This window comes from Streptomyces sp. NPDC052016, assembly GCF_044548445.1.
Lineage (GTDB): Bacteria > Actinomycetota > Actinomycetes > Streptomycetales > Streptomycetaceae > Streptomyces.
Window position 1 is genome coordinate 195,749 of the sequence record NZ_JBIUBX010000001.1, and the last position, 22,258, is coordinate 218,006.

Annotated in this window: 21 protein-coding genes and 1 pseudogene; 15 read left to right on the forward strand and 7 right to left on the reverse strand. The window is 72.1% G+C overall.

The annotated features are described in order from the left end of the window. The first annotated feature begins 6 nt into the window (after positions 1–6). Complete coding sequence (locus ACIHAR_RS00840) at positions 7–174, forward strand: hypothetical protein (RefSeq protein ID WP_365456416.1); 168 nt, start codon at positions 7–9, stop codon at positions 172–174. A 165-nt stretch (positions 175–339) separates the two neighbouring features. On the opposite strand, the gene ACIHAR_RS00845 is transcribed toward ACIHAR_RS00840, so the two are convergent. Then, positions 340–1,524, reverse strand: coding sequence for a PP2C family protein-serine/threonine phosphatase (locus tag ACIHAR_RS00845; RefSeq protein ID WP_365456413.1), 1,185 nt, complete (start codon positions 1,522–1,524; stop codon positions 340–342). A 431-nt stretch (positions 1,525–1,955) separates the two neighbouring features. After that, a complete protein-coding gene (rox, locus tag ACIHAR_RS00850; protein WP_400015648.1) occupies positions 1,956–3,392 on the reverse strand; it encodes a rifampin monooxygenase in 1,437 nt (478 codons plus the stop codon). Between the two features lie 474 nt (positions 3,393–3,866). On the opposite strand from rox, the gene ACIHAR_RS00855 reads away from it, so the two are divergent. Continuing rightward, the gene (locus ACIHAR_RS00855) at positions 3,867–4,319 is read left to right on the forward strand and encodes an SRPBCC domain-containing protein (RefSeq protein WP_400015650.1); all 453 of its coding nucleotides are present in this window, start codon (positions 3,867–3,869) and stop codon (positions 4,317–4,319) included. A gap of 41 nt (positions 4,320–4,360) precedes the next feature. Here the strand turns inward: ACIHAR_RS00855 and ACIHAR_RS00860 are convergent, their stop codons facing one another. Next, a complete protein-coding gene (locus ACIHAR_RS00860) occupies positions 4,361–4,858 on the reverse strand; it encodes an aminoacyl-tRNA deacylase (RefSeq protein ID WP_400015652.1) in 498 nt (165 codons plus the stop codon). Positions 4,859–4,988: 130 nt separating this feature from the next. Between ACIHAR_RS00860 and ACIHAR_RS00865 the strand changes: the two genes are divergently transcribed. Continuing rightward, the gene (locus tag ACIHAR_RS00865; protein WP_400015654.1) at positions 4,989–5,324 is read left to right on the forward strand and encodes a hypothetical protein; all 336 of its coding nucleotides are present in this window, start codon (positions 4,989–4,991) and stop codon (positions 5,322–5,324) included. Here the strand turns inward: ACIHAR_RS00865 and ACIHAR_RS00870 are convergent. Next, positions 5,209–6,072 carry an SDR family NAD(P)-dependent oxidoreductase gene (locus tag ACIHAR_RS00870; RefSeq protein ID WP_400015656.1) on the reverse strand — a complete coding sequence of 288 codons (864 nt, stop codon included), beginning with the start codon at positions 6,070–6,072 and terminating at the stop codon, positions 5,209–5,211. The genes ACIHAR_RS00865 and ACIHAR_RS00870 overlap by 116 nt on opposite strands. Between ACIHAR_RS00870 and ACIHAR_RS00875 the strand changes: the two are divergent. The 4 genes and pseudogenes from ACIHAR_RS00875 (at position 5,954) to ACIHAR_RS00890 (ending at position 10,156) form a co-directional block, all read left to right on the forward strand. Beyond that, positions 5,954–6,834, forward strand: a pseudogene (locus ACIHAR_RS00875) (AraC family transcriptional regulator N-terminal domain-containing protein). The gene ACIHAR_RS00870 and the pseudogene ACIHAR_RS00875 overlap by 119 nt on opposite strands. Positions 6,835–6,943: 109 nt before the next feature. Further along, complete coding sequence (locus ACIHAR_RS00880; RefSeq protein ID WP_400015658.1) at positions 6,944–7,372, forward strand: hypothetical protein; 429 nt, start codon at positions 6,944–6,946, stop codon at positions 7,370–7,372. Between the two features lie 4 nt (positions 7,373–7,376). Continuing rightward, on the forward strand, positions 7,377–9,506 hold the full coding sequence (locus tag ACIHAR_RS00885) for a SpoIIE family protein phosphatase (RefSeq protein ID WP_400015660.1): 2,130 nt from the start codon (positions 7,377–7,379) through the stop codon (positions 9,504–9,506). Beyond that, positions 9,503–10,156, forward strand: a complete 654-nt coding sequence (locus ACIHAR_RS00890) for a class I SAM-dependent methyltransferase (RefSeq protein ID WP_400015662.1) — start codon at positions 9,503–9,505, stop codon at positions 10,154–10,156. Before ACIHAR_RS00885 ends, ACIHAR_RS00890 begins: the two co-directional genes overlap by 4 nt. Positions 10,157–10,517: 361 nt before the next feature. On the opposite strand, the gene ACIHAR_RS00895 is transcribed toward ACIHAR_RS00890, so the two are convergent. Next, a complete protein-coding gene (locus ACIHAR_RS00895; RefSeq protein ID WP_400015664.1) occupies positions 10,518–10,652 on the reverse strand; it encodes a hypothetical protein in 135 nt (44 codons plus the stop codon). A gap of 192 nt (positions 10,653–10,844) precedes the next feature. Between ACIHAR_RS00895 and ACIHAR_RS00900 the strand changes: the two genes are divergently transcribed. Further along, positions 10,845–11,330 (forward strand): MarR family winged helix-turn-helix transcriptional regulator, encoded by a 486-nt coding sequence (locus ACIHAR_RS00900; RefSeq protein ID WP_400015667.1) that lies wholly within the window; start codon positions 10,845–10,847, stop codon positions 11,328–11,330. A gap of 335 nt (positions 11,331–11,665) precedes the next feature. Here ACIHAR_RS00900 and ACIHAR_RS00905 read toward each other — a convergent pair whose 3' ends face one another. Next, positions 11,666–12,316, reverse strand: a complete 651-nt coding sequence (locus ACIHAR_RS00905) for an NAD(P)H-dependent oxidoreductase (RefSeq protein ID WP_365456389.1) — start codon at positions 12,314–12,316, stop codon at positions 11,666–11,668. Positions 12,317–12,460: 144 nt separating this feature from the next. Between ACIHAR_RS00905 and ACIHAR_RS00910 the strand changes: the two genes are divergently transcribed. The 5 genes from ACIHAR_RS00910 (at position 12,461) to ACIHAR_RS00930 (ending at position 17,905) form a co-directional block, all read left to right on the forward strand. Next, a complete protein-coding gene (locus ACIHAR_RS00910; RefSeq protein WP_400015669.1) occupies positions 12,461–13,129 on the forward strand; it encodes a nitroreductase in 669 nt (222 codons plus the stop codon). A gap of 253 nt (positions 13,130–13,382) precedes the next feature. Next, a complete protein-coding gene (locus ACIHAR_RS00915) occupies positions 13,383–14,111 on the forward strand; it encodes an SDR family oxidoreductase (protein WP_400015671.1) in 729 nt (242 codons plus the stop codon). A 235-nt stretch (positions 14,112–14,346) separates the two neighbouring features. Beyond that, positions 14,347–15,669, forward strand: coding sequence for a cytochrome P450 (locus tag ACIHAR_RS00920; RefSeq protein ID WP_400015673.1), 1,323 nt, complete (start codon positions 14,347–14,349; stop codon positions 15,667–15,669). A 469-nt stretch (positions 15,670–16,138) separates the two neighbouring features. Further along, positions 16,139–17,209: a sialidase family protein gene (locus ACIHAR_RS00925; RefSeq protein WP_365456377.1), complete on the forward strand. Its 1,071-nt coding sequence runs from the start codon at positions 16,139–16,141 to the stop codon at positions 17,207–17,209. 117 nt (positions 17,210–17,326) lie between these two features. Then, entirely contained in the window at positions 17,327–17,905 is a 579-nt protein-coding gene (locus tag ACIHAR_RS00930) for a TetR family transcriptional regulator (protein ID WP_365456994.1), read from the forward strand. 155 nt (positions 17,906–18,060) lie between these two features. Here ACIHAR_RS00930 and ACIHAR_RS00935 read toward each other — a convergent pair whose 3' ends face one another. Next, positions 18,061–19,401: a DUF4241 domain-containing protein gene (locus tag ACIHAR_RS00935; protein ID WP_365456374.1), complete on the reverse strand. Its 1,341-nt coding sequence runs from the start codon at positions 19,399–19,401 to the stop codon at positions 18,061–18,063. 177 nt (positions 19,402–19,578) lie between these two features. Between ACIHAR_RS00935 and ACIHAR_RS00940 the strand changes: the two genes are divergently transcribed. Continuing rightward, entirely contained in the window at positions 19,579–21,732 is a 2,154-nt protein-coding gene (locus ACIHAR_RS00940; RefSeq protein ID WP_400015677.1) for a hypothetical protein, read from the forward strand. Positions 21,733–21,844: 112 nt separating this feature from the next. Beyond that, on the forward strand, positions 21,845–22,234 hold the full coding sequence (locus tag ACIHAR_RS00945; protein ID WP_400015679.1) for a hypothetical protein: 390 nt from the start codon (positions 21,845–21,847) through the stop codon (positions 22,232–22,234). The last annotated feature ends 24 nt before the right edge of the window (positions 22,235–22,258 follow it).

Sequence of the window (22,258 nt, forward strand, 5' to 3'; positions counted from 1 at the left end):
GCCGCTATGGGCGCGAAGGTGTTGGAGCGTTTTCCTGCGGGAGCTCCGCGCGGATCGTGGCCGGCGGAGGAGTACGCGGCGAGGCGAAGGGCCGAGGGACAGCCCGCGACGGTCGTCATGGATCTGAAGTCGGACGCCTTCCTCGTCGTCGAGCCGGCCGGCGACGACGAGTGAGCCGACGGGGGCCGCAGGCCCCCGTCCACCGGCGACCTGCCACGCGGCCGTGCCGCCTCCCCGCCGCTCCAGCAGCTCGCCGACCACGCCGCGAAGCGGGGTCGTGGCCGGTAGGAGAGGGGGCGGGGAACGGCACGCCGGCCCGGTGCTCCGCACCGTGTCCGGTCAACGTCGCTGCGCGGGCTGCCATTCGAACATCAGGATCGTCGCGTCGTCCCGGAGACTGTTGTCCTGCGAATCCAGGATGGAGTGGATGAGCCGGCGCAGGGTCTCCGGCGCCGGCTCGCCGGTGGCCGTGGCGCGGATGACGTAGTCGGCGAAGCGCTCCAGCCCCATCAGGGAGCCGTCGTGCGTACGCGCCTCGGTCACCCCGTCCGTGTAGAGCAGCACGCGGTCACCGGGTTCGAGCTGGAGGGTGTGCGTGCGCCGGGGCCGCGCGGCGAGGAGCGTCACCAGGCCCATGGGCGCCTCGGGCTCGCCCACCATGGCGTCGGCGATGAGCTGCTGGTCCCGGATCAGCAGGGGCGGAGGATGACCGCAGTTGCTCCACCGCAGCACGCCCTTCTCCAGGTCGAGCTGGGTGATGACCGCCGTGCAGAACTGGTCCGGAAGCCACTGGGCCAGTGCGTCGTCCACGCATTCCACGAGGCCGGGCAGGTCCACTCCGGTGCGGCGTGCGTTGCGGCAGGCGGCCAGCGCCACCGCGGTGGTCAGCCCCGACGCCAGGTCGTGCCCCATGGCGTCGAAGACGGAAGCGTGCAGCATCGAGCCGGTGAGCGCGTGGTCGAAGGCGTCGCCGCCGATCGAGTAGGCCGGTTCGAGGACCGCCGTGGACACGGCGCGCGCGGTGCCGATGGTGCGTGGCGGGAGGAAGGCGCGCAGCATCTCCGCCGGCAGTTCCATGGCCTCGGTGCGCGTACGCCGGACGAACGTGTCCTTGTAGGTCCGTTTCGAGGTGGTCATCATGGCCAGCAGGCCGGCCAGCGCCTTGCCGCGGACCAGGGTGGTCGCGGTGAGGGCCGAGGTGTGGACGGCCAGCACGCCCAGCCGCTCGGCCCCGTCCAGCAGCGGGAACCAGACGGTGACGACGTCCCCGGTCTCCGACTCCTCCACCCGCAGGGACTCCGTGCGGTAGGCCCAGCCGGCCAGCGAGCCGTCGATCGGAAGGGTGGACGCCACATCGGTGAGCGGCACGAGGTGACGCTGCTGGAGATCGGCGAGGTAGACCACGGCGTGCTGCAGCCCCAGAGCCTTGGAACAGCGCGCGACGGCCGTCGACAGATCGGCGGTCAGGTTGCGCCGGTCGGCGAGGAACACCTCCAGCGGTTCCTCCTGCGGCTGAGGCGACACGCCGCCACCACCACCTCACCTCTCGATCGGCCCGACAGCAGTCTCACACCGCCCACGCCTCCGCGCACGCTCGGCCGTTCCCTCCTGCGGCCCGTAGCGGAACCCGCCGGCACACCGACGGCGCCCGGACGCGGACCCCCACCGGCGCCGGCGCGACTGCCCACGGTGCCCGGTGACTCACGGGCTGCCTGGACGGCGCCGACTCGGCCGTCCGGTGGGCGGCCTCGGCCCCGACGCGCTCACCGGCGAGCTGATCGGCCGGCTCCAGGAGGACTCCGCACAGGAGTTCCTCGCCGGGTTCTTCGCCTCTCCCCACCTCGACAGGGACCAGATGCGGCACGGCCTGACCCTCGTTCGTCCCCACTGGCCCGCCGGCGGGCGCCCTTGCCGTGGCGGGCGGGAGGTCGCGCAGGCCAACCCCTGCGTACCTCTCAGCCGACGGGAGCGCCGAACCACTGCGGCAGCCGGCTGAGCAGCTCCCGCTGATCCTCACCGACCCACGCCACGTGCCCGTCCGGCCGCAGCAGCACCGCGGGCACGTCCAGGTCCTCGCTGACGTCGACGACGTGGTCGACCCGATCCGCCCAGCCCGCCACCGAGAGCCGCCCGGCCTGGTCGAGCAGCAGGCCGCGACCGCCGTGCATCAGCTCGTACAGGCGGCCCCGCTTCAGCTCCACGTCCCGCATCCGGCGGCCGAGCAGTTCATGGCCCTCGCCGAAGTCGTAGCGGACGTCGACCGCCGTGATGATGCCGGTCACGTACCGGTTCACCTCCTCGACGTCCATCAGCCTGGAGAACAGTTCCCGCAGAGCCGTGGCCCCCGGATCGGTCCCCAGCAGCGTGATCTGCGCACGGGTGTTGTCCAGGACGGCGGCGCCCACCGGGTGTCGTTCGGCGTGGTAGCTGTCCAGCAGCCCTTCCGGCGCCCAACCGTTGACCGCCGCGGCCAGCTTCCAGCCGAGGTTGAACGCGTCCTGCACGCCGAGGTTGAGTCCCTGCCCGCCGGTCGGCGGGTGGACGTGCGCCGCGTCGCCGGCCAGCAGCACCCGGCCCACCCGGTAGCGCTCGGCCTGCCGGGTGGCGTTTCCGAACCGGGACAGCCAGCGCGGTGAGTGCGCGCCGAAGTCCGTGCCGGCGACGCTCCGCAGCTGCTGCTTGAACTCCTCCAGGGTCGGCGCGGTCGTTCGGTCCTCGGACACCCCGTCGGCGGGTACGACGATGCGGTACACCCCCTCGTTGCCGTCCACGTCGGGCACGGCGCCGAACCGCAGTTGGGTCTTGCGGACCTCCGCGACGACGGCCGCGACCGTCGCCGGATCCTCCGTCAGCTCCATGTCCCCCAGCAGCGTCTCGACCGTGGACGGTTCACCGGGGAACCGGACGCCGAGCAGCTTGCGCACCGTGCTGCGGCCGCCGTCGCACCCCACGAGGTAGCGCGAGCGCAGGCGCGTGCCGTCCGCCAGCTCGACGGTCACCCCGTCGTCGTCCTGACTCAGCCTGACCACTTCGCAGCCGCGCCGGATCTCGGCGCCCAGTTCGAGGGCATGCTCGTTGAGCAGCCGCTCGGTGGCCGGCTGCGGGGTGGCGAGGCCGTAGGGGTGCGCCGTGTCCAACCCGTCCGGCCACGGTTTGGCGATGCCGCCGAACAGACCACCGGCCCGGAACTTCTCACTGACCGCCAGGAACCGTGCCAGCAGCCCGCGCTGGTCCATGATCTCGACGCTGCGCACGTGCAGGCCGCGCCCGCGGGACTGTCCGGTCGGCTCGGCCAACTTCTCGAGCACGATCGTTCGCACCCCGGCCAGCCGCAGCTCGCAGGCCAGCATCAGCCCGGTCGGTCCGCCCCCGGCAACGATCACATCGATCATCACAGCCCCCATTTCCGCAGGTCATCGCCTTCGGCCGGGAATTCTCCGGCACGACCGGGGCCTTGCCGCAAGCCCCCCTGTGCGCTATACGTTGAGAGTGGCAAGGAGCGGGTGTTCCCCCTTGCCCATCGTCATGTCGGGGGCCGGGGCGCGTCGTACGACGCAGTGCGGTGGATCGCCGAACGCCGGCCGCACGGCCGAACCCCCTGCGGCACGGTCGAGCGCCGGCCGCACGGCCGAACCCTTGGGGCATAGCCGAACGCCATCGGTGGGCCGAGCCCCTGCGGCATGGCCGAACCTCAACGCCATGGCCGGACCGCAGGCACCACTCCACGAGGACGTCGCCGGCACGCCACCAAGCCCACGGCTCCGCGTGCTCCGGAAGGAATTCCAATGGACCGATGACTTTCCGCGGCCGCGGGTGTCCACAGATGCGACAGCACGAACGAGCCGGAGACGAGGAGACGACAACACATGAGCACCGAGCAGACCACCGCGGCCGACGGTTTCTCCTACACACTGACCCGCGCGCTGGCCTCCCCCGCGGCGAAGGTGTGGCAGGCATGGACGACCCCCGAGCAGTACGCCCGGTGGGCCAACGCCGATGCCGGGTCCGTCGAGATGGACGTACGGCCGGGCGGAGCCTGGAAGGCCACGATGGTCACCCCCGACGGCGGTCGGTTCCCGCTGACCGGCTCCTACCTCGAGGTCGCGGAGAACCGCCGTCTGGTGGTCGGCATGGACGTACCCGGCAAGCCCGAGCCCTTGGCCATGACCATGGAACTCGCCGAACAGGACGGCCACCACACGCAGATCGTGCTCCACCAGACCTGCGACACCGCCGAGGAACGCGACATGGCCGAGCAGGGCAGCACCATGCTCCTCGACGGCCTGAGCGCCTTCCTGACCGACGAGGCGAGCAACTGAAGCTCCGTCAGTTCGCCGACGAGCGATGGCCCGACGGACGGTCATGCCCGCCGAGGTGCCGGGAAGTCAGCGATCGGCGCCGTCGCGGCGGTCGGGAGGGCTCCCATCAGCTCCGCCACATCGATCTCGATGCTGCTGTCGGGCCGACCACTACCGCAGTGCACGCGGCCGAGGCCGGGCACGGTCTCGTCGAACACCACCAGGGCGGAGCGGTCCGCGGACACGGGGCACACCCCGCCGGGCCGCATGCCGGCCCTCGCCAGCCGGCCGGCCCCTGCCGGGGCCAGGTCGACACGGCGGATCCCGACCGCCCGGGCGAGCGCGCCGTACCGCAGTCTCGCGTGGCCGGGGAGTGCCGCCAGCACGAGGTGGTCCTCGGGAGTGACGAAGGCCAACGTCTTGACGGTCCGCTCCAGCGGAACGCCCAGCGCGACGCACACCTCCGAGGGCACGACCAGGTCCGGATGCTCGTGCAGCCGGAAGCGCGCGCCGAGCGCCGTGAGGACGTCGATCGGGCCGGCCGGTACGGGATCGATCACCTCGCCGAGATTACCGTGCGCGGCGCCTCCGGCCGGTCGCGGCGACGGACGGCACCGCGAACGGACCCGAGCCTCTGAGACTCCTCAAGTCGCTTGGCGGTCAGTGGACATGACGGCCACGATGATCCACATGTCGGGATTCGCGGGACTGAACAAGAAACACAACGCCGTGCTGGTCATCCGGGACGCCGACATGGTCGCGGCGGCCCTGCGCCAGGCGCTGGCCGACGCCCCGCCGGAGGAACGCCCGGGCCTGGAACGCGCCGCCGCGCTCGTCGAGTCCACCGCGGCCGCCACCGAAACCGAGCTGCGCGCCCGCTGGGTCCGCTCCCGGCTGGAGGCCGTCGGTTTCACGGGGGACATCGCCTCGGTCGCGGCGGTGAAGGCGCTGCGCCAGGCCGAGCCGAAGCTGAGCCTGCTGGCGGCGGTGCAACTGCAGAAGCAGGCGGTGGCCCACCCGGAGTGATCGTCGCCGCGGCCGTGGGTGCCGGGCACCGGACCCGGTTCCCTTCCCGACACCTCGATGTCTGGGCGGTGACCCAGCGGTTCTCGTCGGAGACCAGTGTGGCGATCACCGCCCCGATGTCGCCGGGTTCACCGATCCGGCCGAGCGCGGTCTTCGCGGCGAGGGCCGGGATGACCTCGGGGAACCGGGTGGAGGCGCCGTCGGCGAGACGGGTGCGGGTCGACCCGGGCGACACGGCGTTGGCGCGGATGCCCCGCCCGCTCAGTTCCTCGGCCATGTACCGGGTGAGCACGTCCAGTCCCCCCTTCATCGACGCGTAGGCCGAGTAGCCGGGTTCCAGGCCGGTCGACGTCGCGTTGCTGCTCGTGTTGAGGATGGCCCCGCCGTCCGTCATCAGCGGCAGCAGCTTCTGCGTCAGGAAGTACGGTCCCTTGAGCAGTGCTCGCATGAGCCTGTCGACCGTCTCCTCGGTCGTGTCCTCGATCAGCGATGCCTGGGCGAGACGGGCGTTGTTCACCAGGTAGTCGAACGTGTCAGGCTGCCAGGTGTCGCGCAGCACCTCGGCCACCGTGTCGCGGAAGGCCGCGAAAGGGCCGGTCTCGCCGACGTCCAGCGGCAGCGCGACGGCCCTGCTGGCCCGGCATGCCCGGCCCGACTGGACCACCGCCATCGACGGCGTCCTCCTCTCCAGGGTCGACCGGCCGGATCCGCCGGCGCCCTCGATGTCCGGCACGGTGCTGGCGGTCATCGCCCAGGGCGCCAAACGACTCGCCCTGGGCGACCTGGTCCCCGAGTACGGTGCCGGTCAGTACCTGGTCGCATCCGTCGATCTGCCGTCACCGGCCATTTCACCCAGGCGGCCCCCGAGCAGCCGACACTCGGGTTCGGCCTCGTGTTGGAACCGTCCGCCGTGGCGGAGCTGCTGCTGCGGGCGGAGCCCGGAGACACCCCCCGCACCGGTGGGGGCGCGCCGCCGGGCATCGTCGTCAGCGACGCTCCTGCCGCGCTGCTGGACGCGGTGGTCCGGCTGCTGCGCCTGCTCGACGAGCCCCGCGACAGGGCCGTACTGGCCCCGATGGTCAAGCGCGAGATCCTGTGGCGCCTGATCACCGGCCCACAGGGCGCGACGGTTCGGCAGCTCGGCCTCGCCGACAGCAGCCTCAGCCATGTCTCCCGGGCCGTTCGCTGGATCCGCGAGCACTACGCGGAGCCCTTCCGGGGCGAGGACGTGGCACGCCTCTCCGGGATGAGCGTCTCCGCCTTCCACCGCAACTTCCGGGCGGTGACCGCGATGAGCCCCATCCAGTTCCAGAAGCAGATCCGGCTGCAGGAGGCCCGGCTGCCGCTCGCCACCCACCCGGGCGACGTCGTCGGAGTCGGCCGGCGCGTCGGCTACGACAACGCGTCGCAGTTCAGCCGGGAGTACCGTCGCCGGCTCGGTGCGCCACCGAGCCGGGACGCCGCCCGTCTGCGCCAGAGCGTACGCACACCGGCAGGTGTCCTTCCCTGAGCCGGCGGGACAACGGACGAGGAGCGCGTCACTGGCCCGTAACGCTGCCCGAGCCCGCGTCGGAGAGCACCGGGATGCCGTCACATCACAGCGGGCGTACTGTCCGTACATGGGTGATGCTCGCTGCGGCTGGTGCGGCGACCCGCTGCCGGAGTCGGCGGCTCGCGGCCGCCGGTACTGCCACCCGGCGCACCGGCAGGCGGCCTGGCGCGCCCGCAGGCGCTGGCGGGCGGCCGCGGAGGCGCGGAAGGAGATGGTGCTCGTCGGCGCGGAGCTGCTCGCCCACGTGCGGGCGGCGGCCCAGCACACCGATGACGCACCCTGGCGGGGGAAAGCAGCGCCGGGCCGCCACTGTACCGCCGTCGCCCATGTGCCCGGTCTGGCCGGGCAGTTGGTGCACTCTGCGGTGCTGGCCGACCGGCGGGCCGGAGCGAGCTGGGCGCAGATCGGCGCCGGCCTGGGCATCAGCGCGGAGGCCGCCCGGGGCCGCTACGGGCGTACGCGCGGTTCTCCACCCGGTGCGTGCGAGGGAAGGTGAGAGCGTGCCGGACGCCGCCAGCGCGGATCCCTCGGATGGCCGCGGCCTGGAGTCGCTGGATCCCGCGGTCGCCCAGGTCGCGCGGGAGACCGGGGCCCACGTGAGCGCCGTGTACCTGCTGCCGGCGGGCCGGCAGGTGCTGCGCCTCGCGCTGCTGAGCGGTGTCTCGTGGCAGATCGCCGCGCCCTGGGCGCGGGTGGACGTGGAGGCCACGACCCCGATCTCCGACGCCGTGCGGGAACGACGCCTGCTGTGGGTCGGAGATCAGGAGGAGCTGGCCCGCCGCTATCCGCAGCTCGCGCTCGTTCTGCCCTACCCTTTCGCGCTGGCCGCCGCACCCATCACCACCGACACCACCATCTGGGGCGGCCTGGTCCTGCATTGGCCCCCCGCACCCACACCGCGACTGAGCCCGCGGCAGCGCCAGATGATCATCGACGCCTGTGGCCGTCTGGGCGCGCTCCTGCAGCAGGCCGCCGACGACGGCCGCCCCGTGCTGCCGGGGCCGGAGCCACGCGTGCTGCCTCCGGAGCCCAGCCCTTCAGCCGAGTCGGCCCAGTCCGGGACCCGGGCCTCTGTCCAGTTCGCCGAGCGCCTGCCGGGTGGCTGCTGCGCGCTGGACATGGACGGCCGTATCACCTTCGTCACGGCCACCGCCGCGGACCTCGTGGGCGCCGAGGCGTCCGATCTGCTGGGCGCGCTTCCCCCGCAGGCGCTGCCGTGGCTGGGCGATCCGGTGTTCAAGGACCGCTACCGTGCCGCAGTCCTCAGCCGACAGCCCACATCGTTCACCGCGTTGCGCCCACCCGACCGATGGCTGTCCTTTCACCTCTACCCGGATGCCTCGGGCATCAGCGTCCGCATCGCCCCCGCCGCTTCGGTCCCCACCCCGGCCACCGCGAAGGTGCTGCACCCCGCGCCTCCCGTCGCGCCGAGCCGGGCGCGGGATCTGTACCACCTGATGCATCTGGCCGTCACGCTGACCGAGGCCGTGGGAGTGCAGGACGTCGTCGACCGCGTCGCCGACCACGTCCTGCCCGCCGCCGGCGCCAGGGCCATGGCGCTGATGACCGCGGAGGAGGGCCGACTGCGGGTCATCGGCTACCGCGGCTACGCAGCCGAACTCATGGACCGTGTCGACGGCGTCCCCCTCACTTCGGACACCCCCGCCGTGCAGGTGCTGAACACCGGCGTGCCGGACTTCTTCGCCACCTCCGCCGAACTGCAGCGCGCGTATCCACGGGCTCTCCTGCGGGACGGCATGGCGGCCTGGGTCTTCCTGCCGCTGATCACCTCCGGCCGCCCCGTCGGCTCGCTCGTCCTCGCCTACGACCGGCCCCAGTCGTTCGGCGCGGAGGAACGCGGCGGCCTCATCTCGATCGCCGGGCTCATCGCCCAGGCCCTGGACCGCGCCCTCCTCTACGACGCCAAACACCACCTCGCGCAGAACCTGCAGGCCGGCCTGCTGCCCCAGACGCTGCCCCGCATCCCCGGTCTGGAGGTGGCCGCCCGCTACCTCCCCGCCGGCCACGGCGTGGGCATCGGCGGCGACTTCTACGACCTCATCCGCCTCGACGTCACGACGGCCGCCGCGGCCATCGGCGACGTCCAGGGCCACAACGTCCACGCCGCCGTCCTGATGGGCCAGGTCCGCACCGCCGTCCACGCCACCGCCGGCGCGCCACCCGGCGAAGTCCTCGCCCGCACCAACCGCCTGCTCAACGACCTCGACCCCGGCCTGTTCACCAGCTGCCTGTACGCCCACCTCGACCTGGCCCGGCACACCGCGTGCCTGGCCACCGCAGGCCACCCGCCCCCGCTGCTGCGTCATCCCGACGGGCACACCGAAGTCCTCCACCTGCCTCCCGGACTCCTGCTCGGCATCGACCCCGGAGCCGACTATCCGACGACCGAGATCACCCTGCCGCCCGGCTCCGTGCTCGCCCTGTACACCGACGGACTCGTCGAAGCCGTCGGCATCGACCTCGACGACGCCACACAGGACCTCGCCGACCAGCTCACCCGAGCCGAACGCCACACCATGGATGACCTCGCCGACACCCTCATCCAGCACGCCCGGCAGTCAGCCCCCCGCTGCGACGACATCGCCCTCCTCCTCATCCACCCGCGATGAACACCGACTGCGGACCCGAGCGCTCCTATCCCTTCAGGCGCGGTGACGCCCCTTTGCGGAGCATCACGGGGCGGCTCCTGGTCAACGGCTTCGGTCTGCCCAGAGGTCTGCTCGGCCGTGTCGGCGGCCGGCTCATGGCCCACGGCAACGCCGCCACCGAACGCCATGCCGTCGCGCTCGCCGCGCCCGCCGAACAGGAGGTCGTCCTGGTCGTCGGCCCCGGCCCCGGCGTCGGCCTCGCAGCCGCCGCACGCCGCTCGGCCCACGTCATCGGCGTCGACCCGTCCGACGTCATGCTGGCCATGGCCGGCCGACGCTGCGCACCCCTGATCGCCCGCGGGCGCCTTCGCCTCGCCCCCGGCACTGCCGCCGACACGGGCGAACCGGACGCCTCCGTCGACGTGGTGATCTCCGTCAACAACGTCCAGCTCTGGCCCGACGTCCCCGCAACCCTCACCGAGCTCCACCGCGTCCTGCGCCCCGGCGGCCGCCTCGTCCTCTCCACCCACGAGAAGTGGCTCCCCACCGACCTCGGCACCCTCGCTGCCACCGCCCAGAGGGCCGGTTTCACCTCGGTCCGCACCTGGACCTGGGACCCCCCGACCCGCATGGCGGCGAGGGCGGCGCAGCTGAGCGCCGTCAGAACGTAGGACTTGTCCGGTCGATCACGTTCGGAGCCAGGCGGTGTGCCGGCCGGCGCGGTGCCGCAGGTACCCGAACAGCGGGCAGCCACCTGATCGACCGGGTGGGTCCTAATCGCCCGAGAAGCCGAAGATTCCCAGGTGAGTGGGCCTGTCATCGGAGGAGAGAACGACGTAACACCCGGTCCACCGCATCCGACACTCGCCGAGCGGGCTCCGTACGTGTTCCTCGTGGATCGTGGCCTCATGGGCAGCCGCGACGAGTTCCTCGGGAGGGACGGAATTGCGCCGGCGGGTCATCCGTGGCCACGACTCTGTCGATGTCGAGGATCGTATGGGTGCCCTCGTTCCCCATGAACTCCTCGTCCTCCTACAGGTCCTCCAGGCTGCGGTGGTCGGCGCCGTCGCCGTACTCCTCTTGGAACACCCTGTCCTGCAAAGCTGCCACAGCCGTCTCGACGTCCCCGTCGAACGTGGTGACGTAGTCCCAACCACTGGCGCCCATCGAGCCGCCCTCCCGCGAGAGCGCGAACGGCCGAACGGTGCCGGCGGGCGCTGAGACCGCGGCTTCACACCGAGCTCAGGCCGACTTCCCGGATCGCGGTGTCCGGGCCCACGGCCTGTGTTGGAGGGACATAGCCGGATTTCATTTCACATGAAACCGTATCGAGTGAACAGGTGGCTGTAGTGTGACCTCATGACAGCCGACGTCCCTCCCAGAACCAGCGTCCCGCGGGCGACCGGCCGCCCCGGGGACGCGTCGCCCTTCGCTCTCGGTCTGCTGCTGCGCCGGGCGCACATGCGCGCGGCCACGGTGATGTCGGAGGCACTCCGGCCGCTCGGCATCGAGTTGCGGCATTTCGCCGTGCTGATCGTGCTGGTCGACCGCGGGCCCACGGTGCAGCGGGACCTGGCGGCGGCGACGGGAGCGGACAAGGCGGGCATCATGCGCGTCGTCGACGACCTGGAGCGCAAGGGGCTGGCCGTACGCAAGACCGTTCCGGGGGACCGGCGGGTGCGCGCGGTGGAGATCACGCCACAGGGACTCGAGCTGTTCGACGCAGCTCATGTGGCGGCGGAGTCGCTGGCTGAGCGTCTGGTTGCCGAAATGGATGCCGGCGAGGCCGAGCAGCTGACGAACCTGCTCACCCGGTTCGCCTATCCCGCGGTCGACGAGGCGTAGGCGCGCCGACGCGTCGGTTGCCTGCCTGCCTGCCTGCCGCGTGCGCGCGCTCGCACGTCATGCGGGATGCGCGGCGACCCGGCGTGGGGCGCTGCGGCCGTCGAAGGGGCTGCGTCGGCCGGGTCGCCGGTGCGCGGCGTGCAAGCGCGGGCGCTATTCACCCCCGCACGCGTCGCCGTCGTCTCGACCTCGGGCCCATCGGTCGGTGAATCCCCAGGAGGCCCGCAGGGGCAGGGCACCGCGGTCACCGTCGGAGGACGTCGGAGACGAGGGCACCGTGTGACGCCCTGCGGGCGAGGCGTCACACGGCGGCTGCGGATCTGTGGGGCCGGGACTTACACCGCGAGGCGCTTCGCGAGTTCCTCGGCCTTGGCGGCTGCGTCCTCGAAGGCGCGCTTGCGGGAAACCTCGTAGAGGGGGACCAGCGTGGACATGGCCGGGTTCCGGGGCGCCATGGTGAGTTCCGGGACGATGAAGGCGAGGTCCAGACCGAGGGTGTCCTTGAGGACGGCCTCCAGATAGGTCTGCACGAACTCGAACCCTTCACGTGGCGTGCCCGGCGCGTAGGAGCCGCCGCGGCTGGCGACGACGACGGTCGGGGTGCCCTGGGCGGAGGGGGTCTCGCCCGAGGTGCGGCCGGGCAGCAGCACGTTGTCCAGCCAGGCTTTGAGGGTCGACGGGATCGAGAAGTTGTGCATGGGGGCGCCGATCAGGACGGCGTCCGCCTGCTCCAGCTCCTCGATGAGCTTCACGCGGGCGGCGAACGCGGCGGACTGCTCCGGGGTGCGCTCGGACGGGGAGGCGTACCCGGCGGACCAGGCGGCGGCGGTGATGTGGGGGACGGGGTCGGCGGCGAGGTCGCGGTGGATCACCGTGCCTCCCGGGTGCTGCTCCTCCCAGGACTTCCGGAAGGCGGCGGCGACCGAGCGGGACGAGGACGCCTCACCGGGGAGCACGGACGAGTCGATGTGCAGAAGCGTGGCCATGGCTTTCTCCAAGGAGCGGTGCCCGAGGCGGGGAACCAGGGGGACTGAAGATTCGTGTCAGCGATAGTCAAACACGAGATGGTATTGAATGATACCATCGCAAGTGCAACGGACTGGAAGCGTTGAGCGTGGAGGTGGACGAACGTGGACGTCTACGAGGCGGTCACGAGCCGTCGGGCAGTGCGCGGCTTCACCGACCGGGAAGTTCCGAGGGAGGTGCTGGAGCGTGTGCTGCGTGCCGCGGCGTGGACACCGTCCGCGTCGAACCTCCAGCCGTGGCACGTCTACGTGCTGACCGGCGGGCCGCTGGCCGAGCTCAAGAAGCGCGCCTGCGAGCGCCTGACCTCGGGTGACCCCTGGGACGAGCCGGAGTACGAGCAGTACCCGCCCGCGCTGAAGTCCCCGTACCGCGAGCGTCGATCCGCCTTCGGCGAGCAGCGCTACGGCGCACTCGGTATCGCCCGCGAGGACCTGGAGGCGCGCCAGCGGGCCGCTTCCGCGAACTGGGACTGTTTCGGCGCCCCCGCCGCCCTGTTCTTCTACATCGACCGCGACATGGGCTCGGCCCAGTGGTCCGACGTCGGCATGTACGTGCAGACCGTCATGCTGCTGCTCCGCGCCGAAGGGCTGCACAGTTGCACACAGATGGCGTGGGCGAAGTACCGCAGGACCGTCGCGGAGGTCCTGTCGCCGCCGGAGGAGCTCCTCCTCTTCTGTGGCATGTCGATCGGGTTCGAGGACACCACGGTGGGCTACACCCGTACGGGCCGGGCGCCGCTCGACGAGACGGTCACGTTCGTCGACGGTTGCTGATGGCCGCGGCTCTCGGCCGCGGTGGCCGGCTCGCCCGCCGTCGGATCTTCACACGGATTCACGCCCGGCCAGGGCCGTCGCGACGGTGTGAAGCGCTCTGATCGAGAACGGTCGCCGGAGAAGCGCGTACTCGGCCGCCTTGACCCGAGGTTCCGTCGGACGTCTTCCCTCGGGCCCTCCCTTGGCGCATGCCACGACCACATTACGGTTTATATGCCATATTGCGGACATGCTCCCCGACGAAAGGCATGTCATGAAGGTCGCAGTCATCGGCGGTACCGGGCTGATCGGGTCGCAGGTCGTCGAGAATCTGAATGCTGCCGGGCACGAGGCGGTCCCGCACTCGCTGTCCACCGGGGTCGACGTCATCAGCGGCCAGGGGCTGGACGAGGCGGTGGCGGGAGCCGACGTCGTCGTCAACCTGACGAACTCCCCGACTTTCGACGAAGCGTCCCCGGCCTTCTTCCAGACCTCGATGGACAATCTTCTGGCCGCGGCCCAGAAGGGCGGCGTCGGCCACTTCGTCATCCTCTCGATCGTCGGCGTGGACCAGGTGCCGGAGCTGGACTACTACCGGGCCAAGGCGCTCCAGGAGAACATCCTCGCGGCCGGGCCCGTCTCCTACTCGACCGTCCGGGCGACGCAGTTCATGGAATTCATGGAGGCCGTACTCTCCTGGACCGCCGACGGCGACACCGTCCGGTTGCCCGCCACGCCGATCCAGCCGATCGCCTCCAAGGACGTCGCCGCCGCGGTGGCGGAGGTCGCCGCGGGCCCACCGCTCAACGGCATCCGGAACATCGCCGGTCCCGAGATCTTCTCGCTGGACGAGTTCGGCCGGATCACCCTGTCCCACAAGGGCGACACCCGCACGGTCGTCACCGACTCCACCGCCGGTGCGTTCGCCGCCATCAAGGGTGACGTCCTCACCGACAAGCACGCGCACCTCGCCCCCACCCGCTACGCCGACTGGCTCTCCTGACCCGCTCACCACAGCGCTCTGTCCGGTGGCAGCAGGGGGTCGGTGCTCTGTCCGGTGGCCGCACGCGGTCGATGCGCTGCCCGCTGGCCGCAGGCGGTCGACCGCGTGCGGCCACCGGACAGACCTTGGCCCTTGCGTGGTGCGGCATGCGTGCCGCCATGATGTCGGCGAGTGGGCGAGTGATGCCGCGCACAGGGGAGACGGGGGCCGCGTCCGGGCGTGTTAGCGTCCGGCCGTGACTTCCCCGGCTCTGGACCCTTTCCCACCCGAGAGCGGGACTGCCGGGGCGGGCCCGGCCGTCCGCCACGGCGCCCTCGACACGCGTGATCCGCTCGGCCTCCTCGATCTGTTCGGCGACGCCTACGTCGGAGACCCGTACCCCTGGCTCGACGAACTGCGGTCCCAGTCCCCCGTGCACTACGACTCCGCCACCGGACTGTGGCTGGTCAGCCGTTACGACGACGTGCGCCACGTACTCCTCGACCCGGCGTTGTTCCACCCGGACAACGCGCTGCAGGCCGTCACCCCGCTGCCGGTCTCGGCACTGCGGATCCTGGCCCGGGCCGGCTTCACGCTCCCGCCCGCCCTCGCCAACAACGGCAGCCCCAGCCACCCCGGCCTGCGGCGCCTGGTGACCCGCTTCTTCAACGCGGAGCGCGTCGCCGCGGCCGTACCGATGATCCGGCGCATCGCGGACCAACTCCTCGACGCGGTGCGGTCGGACATCGACACCACGGGCCACTGCGACCTGTTCGCCTCCTTCGCGCAGGTCCTGCCCTGCCGTGTGCTGATGGAGCTCCTCGGCATCCAGGGGATCGCCCCGGCCACCCTGATCCGCTGGAGCGACGCCTCTCTCGAACTGTTCTGGGGCAGGCCCACACCCGACAGGCAACGAGAACTGGCGGAGCTCGTCGGCGAGTTCCACCAGTGGCTGACCGCCACCGTGCGCGACGGCACCGCCCCGCCCGAGTCCTTCGTCGGGGCGTTGGCCCGCCACCGCCTTCCCGACGGCGAGCCCCTGGACGTCGGAACAGCCGTGGCCGCGTGCTTCTTCGTGTTCATCGCCGGACAGTCCACCACCGGCCAGCTCATCGCCACAGTGCTGAGGCGAGGGCTCGCCGAACCCGGCCTCTGGCCACGCCTGCCGGGGGAGTCGGGTCTGGCCGAGGCGTGGGTGGAAGAGGTGCTGCGCCGTGAACCACCGGTCACCACCTGGCGCCGGATCACGGCCCGCCCGACCGACCTGGGCGGGGTGAGCCTCCCCGCCGGAGCCCAGCTGCTGCTGATGTTGCTCGGTACCGGCTCCGACCCGCAGGTCTTCCCCGAGCCGGAGCGCATGTGCCCGCACCGGACGAACATCCGTCACCACCTCGCGTTCGGCGTCGGCCGCCATCGCTGCCCGGGCGCGTCCCTGGCACGCACGGAGGCGGCGATCGCCCTGCGCGCGGCGGCCACTCGACTGCCCGGAGCACGGCCGGAGGCGGCGGGAGCGGCGGAGCCCCCGATGCTCGGTCTGCTGTCCTTCCGGGCACCCTTGCGGGTCACCGCCCTTAGGTGAACCAGCACCGGGTCCGCGGCCCGCTTGCGTCCGTTGCGGGTGAGCAGATCCGACGGCCCCACGGCCCCAGCGCGCAACCGGGCACCGCTGTGGTGGGTACACAGGCGTCACGGCGGCCGGCCTTCCGATGCACCGCCGTGCGCTCCCGCGGTGACCTCGTCACCGCGGACGCTGCGCGCAGGCTCGTCCCCCCACTCGCGACGGGCCGCTGCCCGGGGGCGAGGGAACGGCTTTTACACGAAGTGGGAACCCGAGCGCGGTGAGCGGTGTACCAGAAGCGACGGGACATCGCGGGCGAGTTGGATCGGGGGGTTCCATGCAGGGGGTCAAGTGCAGGGCGGTGGGGGTTGCCCTACTGGGCGTGTTGGCGTTGATCGCGGCGTGCTCGGGGTCGGGCACGAGCGCGGGCGAGCGTGTCGCGGTGGGGTCAGGGGGGCTGTCTCCCCTGATCCCGTCGGGATCACGAGTGATGTCTCCCCGGATCCCGTCGGCACCGGATCTGCCCGGCGACCCGGTCGATGTCGGCTTCGCCGGCGACGGCAGTGGATTCGCGCTGCTGGGTGAGTGCGGGAAGGCCGGGTGCCGGCACAGAGTCGCCGTGCTGGACCAGGGCGCGAGCGCGTGGCGGCTCGGGCGGTCGCCGCTGGCGGACACGACGGATGGCGACGGGATTTCGGCAGGGCTCACGGTGCTGGGACCCGGACGCGCACTGATGACCGAGGGCAGGTGGCCGCCGCCGGACCGTACCTGGTTCACGAGCGATGGCGGACGCCACTGGCGGCAGGGCTCCAGCAGTCCCTCGGGCACGATCGCGGTGGTGCCCGAGGGAGGTGTCCTGGTCGAGGGCTGCCTTCGGGCGGACCGGGAGGGCAACGGGTGCGCGCCGGCTCCTCTGCTCGTCGTCGAGCCCACGACCGGGCAGTTCTGGACCCTGGCCGCCCAGCCCCCGCTCAAGGGCGTGGTCGCCCCGGCGGGGGAGACCACGAGCTCAGCGGGGGAGAAGGCACGGGATCTGCTTTTCGTCTCCGGCCGAGAGCCGAGTTCAGGACGACCCGCGCTCGCCGTCAGCGAGGACCGGGGACGTAGCTGGCGCACCTCCCGGTTGACGGGGGCGGAGGGGCAGGAAAGGGCCGCATGGGTGGTCGGTGCCGGGGAGGTGTTGTACGCGGCGCGACCGGGTCAACTGCCGGACGAAGCCGACGTGAAGAACGGCCTTCTCAGCCTGCACCGCAGTACGGACGGCGGGCGCACCTGGGAGCAGGTCTGGAGACACCGCAAGGGTGTGGAGCCGCGCTCGATCCTTGGAACCCCGGTGGCCGGGTCCGACGGCAGTCTGACGGTCCACAGCGAGGACGGAGTCTGGCGCAGCCTCGACGGCGGTCGTTCCTTCACGCGCCACGGGAGATCCGCAGGCATCTCGGGCTGGGTGACCACGACCGCGTTCGGCTATCTGTGGGGCGACAGTTCCGGTGCCGGGAGCTGGCGCATATCCGCTGACGGTGTCCGCTGGACGTCCTTCCTTCTCGGCGGTGGCAGCTGAGAGGGCACCGGCTCCACTGGACGAGGTCGATGATGAGCTTGCGCGTCTTTGGACAGCCTCTCCGTAGTACTCTGCCTGGAGTGATTTGACTGTAGTGCTACGGTTGGAGTGGTCTCCATGGTGAGAAGGAACGACCAGCGGCGCGCCGCCCTCGTCGACGCGGCGATCGAGGTCCTGGCCAGGGAGGGTGCACGGGGCCTGACCTTCCGTGCGGTGGACACCGAGGCACGCGTACCCGTCGGGACGGCGTCCAACTACTTCGCCAGCCGAGACGACCTGCTGACCCAGGCGGGCGCCCGTGTCTATGAGCGGCTCCAGCCCGACGAGGCCACGATCGCCCGTCAGCAGGCGGCCGACCGCGACCGCGAAACCTACACGGAGCTGATGCGTGAACTCGTCGGCCGTGTCGCCTCCTTCCGCACCGGCTACCTCGCGCTGCTCGAACTCCGCCTCGAGGCCACTCGCCGCCCCGAGCTGCGCAAGGTCCTCACCGAGCGAGTCCGGGCAGACGTCGACGCCAACGTCGCCTACCACGAGGCCTCCGGCCTGCCCGGCGACGCGATGGCCGTCAAGTTGCTCATGCTGGCGCTGAACTGGCTGATCGTCGAGCAACTGACCCTGCCGGACGTCTTCACCGAGGCAGAGCGGGAACAACTGGTGACGGCCGCGGTCGAGCGCATCGTGGCGGCGGAGTAGGCGGCTGCAGGGCGGGCTTCGCCCTTAGTGACATCAGGGCCGCCCTCACCACCGCCCACCTCGGCCACGTCCCGACGACGCGCGGCGACCGCTACGGCCGTGACCACAGCGGCCTCCGCGCTTCGTGAGCCGCTCGGTGGTGCAACGACGCTCCGCTATCGCCTCCGCAGGCCCTCCGCGAAGTCAGCGACCTGTGCAACCATCGCGCCGATGAACGCGGCCGCGTCTCCCGCACTGCCCGGGCGAGGCCGAGGGAGCTCCTCCGCCGTGGCCGGGGACAGGAAGACGGTGGTGTCCGGCTCGGTCGGTGGCAGGGCCTGGGCGTGGTGAAGGATGAGCATGTCGGCGACCAGGCAGGTCACCTCGCCCTCCGCCGTACGTCCGATCCAAACCGGGTACGATCCGTCGCCCCTGCCGCTGTGATAAGCGATCAGGTTGGTACCCGTGTCGGGGTCGCTGGTCTCTCCCAACTTCGGCAGGTCCTCGAACGCCGCGGCCAGGACGTCACGCCCCGCCGCGTCGAGGAACGACCCCAAGCCGGAGTCCACGCCGAAGCCGTAGAACTCCCCCTTGCCCAGCAGCCGTGTGTCCTGACCGGGCCGGGTGGCGAGTTCCCAGCTCGCGGTGGGCTTGTCGAGGACGCGAAGCATGGCGGCGGTGCACTCGCCCCATCCCTCGGCCTCCCATTTCATGGTGGCGGTCAGTACGGGGTACTCGCCCTTCGGCACCGACACGGTGAACGGCTGGTCGCTCGCGCTCAGAGTGCCGGGGTCTGCGGCGATGACCGAGCCTGTGGGCAGCCGCAGGACTCCGGCCTCCTCCGGTGCCGTGACGACCGCCGTGCCGAAATGGGGGTCCACGAAGCGGCTGCCCGGGGTGAACAGGGCCTCCAGGTACCGGGGACGAAGCCCCGTCGGGACGGACCAGACTGCGGCGGCGGGTTCGGGCTGTCCGTCGTAGGTGGCGAGCGCCAGGGACAGAGCACCGTCCGCTGCGCATCCGAGCATCCGGCTGTCGACGTACGCCGCCCAGTCGCCGAATGCCGCGCGGCGCAGGGTCCGGTGGTGTTCGGGGAGGCCTCGTACGGTGTGCAGGCTGCCACGATGGCGCAGTCGGACACCCGCCGTCTCGCTTCCGGGTCTGGCGGTGAGCGTGAAGTGCCAACCGTTCTCCGGGAATTCGGGCTCGTCGGCAGAGGCCGGGCGCCATTCCTCGTAGCAGCGCAGATGCAGCAGGCCGGCCGACAGTTCCCGGTAGTCGTAGGCCCGGACGCGGCGCTCCTGTTCATCGAAGAGGAACACCCCGAGGTAGTGGTTCTTCCACTCCACCTGGAACAGCGCCCGCTGTCGGTCCCCGCCTCCGAGAAGCACCGCGTACGCCTCTCCCGCCGCGTCACGCTCGCGCGCCCGGTCCTCGCTCATCGCGCCCACAGGCAGCCGCATCCGCGGATCCCACCCCATGCAGTACATGACCTCAACGGTGTGATGCGAACGCATGATCCCACTCCCCGGTTCGAACGGCTCCCGCACCCTAACCGTGACCTCTGACAGTCAGTGGCACCGCCGGCGGACGCCGCCCGAACCGGGTGCCTGTGAGCGCCGTGGTCGGCCGGGTGCGTTCGTGAGCCGGCCTGCAGGTCCTCGATGTCGGACATCGCTGGCACGATGCGGGGCATGGATCTCGTACACCCGCTCGACGGCCTGGACTCCGTTCCCTGGTGCACCTTCAGCCACGCCTACGGCAGCGCGGAGGACCTCCCCGATCTGCTGCGGGCCTTGGCCGGTACCGACGCGGGCGCGGCGGGCGAAGCGCTGTCGGAGTTGTACGGAAGCGTGCTGCACCAGGGGACGGTCTATGCCGCCAGTGCGGAGGCGGCACCGTTCCTGGCGAGGATCGCGGCGGCCGGCCACCAGGTGGCGGACGTGCTGATGCTGCTCGGAGGCATGGCCGAGAGCCAGGACGAGCACGGCGTGGCACCAGGCACGGTCCGCGCGGCCGTGGCCGGACAACTCCCGCTACTTCTGCCCCTGCTGGGCGCCGCGGACCCGGAGGCCCGCCGGACCGCCGTGTGGGCGGTGTCCCACACCCGCGCGGACGCGCTCGTGCTGCCCGCCCTCCGCAGGCGCTGGGAGGAGGAGGCCGAGCCGCTGGTGCGTGCGGAGATCCTGGCCGGGATGTCCCGGCTCGACCCGGCTGCCGGCGCGGCGGCCGCCACCACCGTCCTGGAGCCCTCCGGGCCGGCCGAGCTGCGCTTGGCCGCCGTTTTCGCCTGCCTCGACGCGGAGCTGCCCTGGACGGAGGCGCACCGGGCGACGATGCTGTCCCTCCTGCCGGCCGGACCGCTCGGCGGCGACTCCCTCGACCTCGAACGCGACGAGCCGCTCGCGGCCGTCGTGGAGGCGCTGCTGAACAGGAACCGCCACGCGGACCGGGAGGCGGCGTTCGCGCTGCTCGACACCGCCCTGCGGGACGGCCGGGTCGAGGTGCGGGCCGAGGCCGTGTGGGCGGCCGACCGCGCCTGCATGCTCTCCCGCAGCGCTCCGCGGAGGCTGCTCGACGGCCTGCGCGCGGCGGCCGTCGACGAGGAGTCCGTGGTGGCGACGGCGTCGCTGCTGGGCCGTCTGGGCACCGCCGCCGCAGCGGCCGCGGACGTCCTGGCCCCGCTCGCCGGCCGGAACCCGCAGCAGGCGGACGACCACGCGGACCGCGCTCTTGCCGCGCTCGTCCTGGTCGCGCCGGGCCAGGCCGCGCCGCTCCTGGCCGCCGGCCTCGGACGACGGCCGCGGGCACTCGACGCCGCCGCCGGGGTCCCGCATCCCGCGGAATCCGCCGCCTTCCCGTACAGCGGCGAACTCCTCGCCGCGATCCGGCACCGCCTCGTCCGGCCCGAGGCCCTGAGCGGCAGGGAACCGGGGCTGCTGACGAGTCTGCTGAGCGGGTGGGGCGCGCAGGCCGAGTCGGCGCTGCCCGAGCTGTGCGAGGCGCTCGCGCACTTCCCGGGCCAGGCCGCCCCGGCCGTCGCCGCCATCGCCGTCGACAGCTCGCCCGGTGAACGCGCGCGGGCGGTCACGCTCTTGCGGACGACGGCGGGTCAAGGCTCGCTCCCGGCCGCGAAGGCCCTGTACGACCTCGTCGGAGAGCACGAACCCCTGGTGCACTGCCTCGACCGGGAGCTGCACAGCGGTGGTCGCCGACTCGCGGAGGCCGCGGCCACGGCCGGCGCGCTCGGTCCCCGGGCGGCCGCCCTGGTGCCGGCCCTGCGTGAGGCGCTCAGCGGTCCGACCGGCGCCACGATCACGCCCGTCCTCGACGCGGACACGGCGCTGGCCGAGGCTCTGTGGCGCGCCACGAAGGACGACGCCGCGGTGGTCGCCGCCCTCGACTCGGTCTTCGCCCGCGCCGCCCAGAACCCCTGGTCCCAGTGGGCGGCGGTGCGGGCCGCCCGGGTATCGGCACTCCTCGGCCCGGCAGGCCGGCCGCTCACCCCCCGCCTGGAGGCCCTGCTCGACCATCCCGTGCAGGTACCGGCCGCAGTGCTGGCCCTGGCGGCCGTGGCGGAGCCCGCCTCGCTGGACCGCACGGCGCTCGCCGCGGCCGTCCTGCTATCCGCCGAACGGGAAGCCGATCCGACGGGAGCCTGTGATGCCCTGGAGGCCCTCGGCTCCGCCGCCTTGACCTCCGACCACCTGCGCCGACTGTCCGCCCTCGCCGACGGCGACGCGCGGACCATCCGCTCGGGAGTGGAAGACCGGATCATCCGCGAGGACGAGACCTTCCGTCACCGCGCCCGGACGCTCGTCACCGCCTTCACGGCCCCCGCCCCCTGAGCCAACGGGGCATCACTCGCCGCCGTACGATCGCCCGAGCACGGCCGTGCCCCCGCCCCGTCGGGGATGTGCGTCGGCACAGGCGGCCGCCAGGGCGTGTGGGGGAGGGGCGATGAGTCGCAGCGTGTTCGTGCTCCGGTACAGGGAAGGGGAGCCGGAGCCCTTGGACATGGCTCTGGTGCGGGAGGTCCTGGGACCGTACGTCATCGCAGCCGACGAGGATTTCCAGGGCGGCGTGCTGATCCGGGCCGCCGACGGCCACGAGGTCGAGGTGGACGTCAACGAGGTCTGCCTGGCCGTCAGTCGTTACCCGCCCGGCCGGTTCTTCGACATCCTGGCCGAGCTGGTGGACCGTCTCGGCGCGAGCGTGTCCCCGACGGACCGGCCGGTCGTCCTTCGCAGGGAGGAGGACCGTGCCCACCTTCCCGCGGAGGCACAGCGAGGAGCGGTCACCGTCGCCATGACCGGGCGGGCCATGGAGAACTTCCTCGGCGGCTCCTGACGTTCACCACGTCCCCCACGCCGA

Excerpts from the sequence above, each read along its gene's own strand:
- ACIHAR_RS00840 (WP_365456416.1), top strand. The coding sequence starts at position 7 with ATGGGCGCGAAGGTGTTGGAGCGTTTTCCTGCGGGAGCTCCGCGCGGA.
- rox (WP_400015648.1), bottom strand. The coding sequence starts at position 3,392 with ATGATCGATGTGATCGTTGCCGGGGGCGGACCGACCGGGCTGATGCTG.
- ACIHAR_RS00855 (WP_400015650.1), top strand. The coding sequence starts at position 3,867 with ATGAGCACCGAGCAGACCACCGCGGCCGACGGTTTCTCCTACACACTG.
- ACIHAR_RS00865 (WP_400015654.1), top strand. The coding sequence starts at position 4,989 with ATGTCGGGATTCGCGGGACTGAACAAGAAACACAACGCCGTGCTGGTC.
- ACIHAR_RS00870 (WP_400015656.1), bottom strand. The coding sequence starts at position 6,072 with ATGACCGCCAGCACCGTGCCGGACATCGAGGGCGCCGGCGGATCCGGC.
- ACIHAR_RS00880 (WP_400015658.1), top strand. The coding sequence starts at position 6,944 with ATGGGTGATGCTCGCTGCGGCTGGTGCGGCGACCCGCTGCCGGAGTCG.
- ACIHAR_RS00890 (WP_400015662.1), top strand. The coding sequence starts at position 9,503 with ATGAACACCGACTGCGGACCCGAGCGCTCCTATCCCTTCAGGCGCGGT.
- ACIHAR_RS00895 (WP_400015664.1), bottom strand. The coding sequence starts at position 10,652 with ATGGGCGCCAGTGGTTGGGACTACGTCACCACGTTCGACGGGGACGTC.
- ACIHAR_RS00900 (WP_400015667.1), top strand. The coding sequence starts at position 10,845 with ATGACAGCCGACGTCCCTCCCAGAACCAGCGTCCCGCGGGCGACCGGC.
- ACIHAR_RS00905 (WP_365456389.1), bottom strand. The coding sequence starts at position 12,316 with ATGGCCACGCTTCTGCACATCGACTCGTCCGTGCTCCCCGGTGAGGCG.
- ACIHAR_RS00915 (WP_400015671.1), top strand. The coding sequence starts at position 13,383 with ATGAAGGTCGCAGTCATCGGCGGTACCGGGCTGATCGGGTCGCAGGTC.
- ACIHAR_RS00925 (WP_365456377.1), top strand. The coding sequence starts at position 16,139 with ATGTCTCCCCGGATCCCGTCGGCACCGGATCTGCCCGGCGACCCGGTC.
- ACIHAR_RS00930 (WP_365456994.1), top strand. The coding sequence starts at position 17,327 with ATGGTGAGAAGGAACGACCAGCGGCGCGCCGCCCTCGTCGACGCGGCG.
- ACIHAR_RS00935 (WP_365456374.1), bottom strand. The coding sequence starts at position 19,401 with ATGCGTTCGCATCACACCGTTGAGGTCATGTACTGCATGGGGTGGGAT.
- ACIHAR_RS00940 (WP_400015677.1), top strand. The coding sequence starts at position 19,579 with ATGGATCTCGTACACCCGCTCGACGGCCTGGACTCCGTTCCCTGGTGC.
- ACIHAR_RS00945 (WP_400015679.1), top strand. The coding sequence starts at position 21,845 with ATGAGTCGCAGCGTGTTCGTGCTCCGGTACAGGGAAGGGGAGCCGGAG.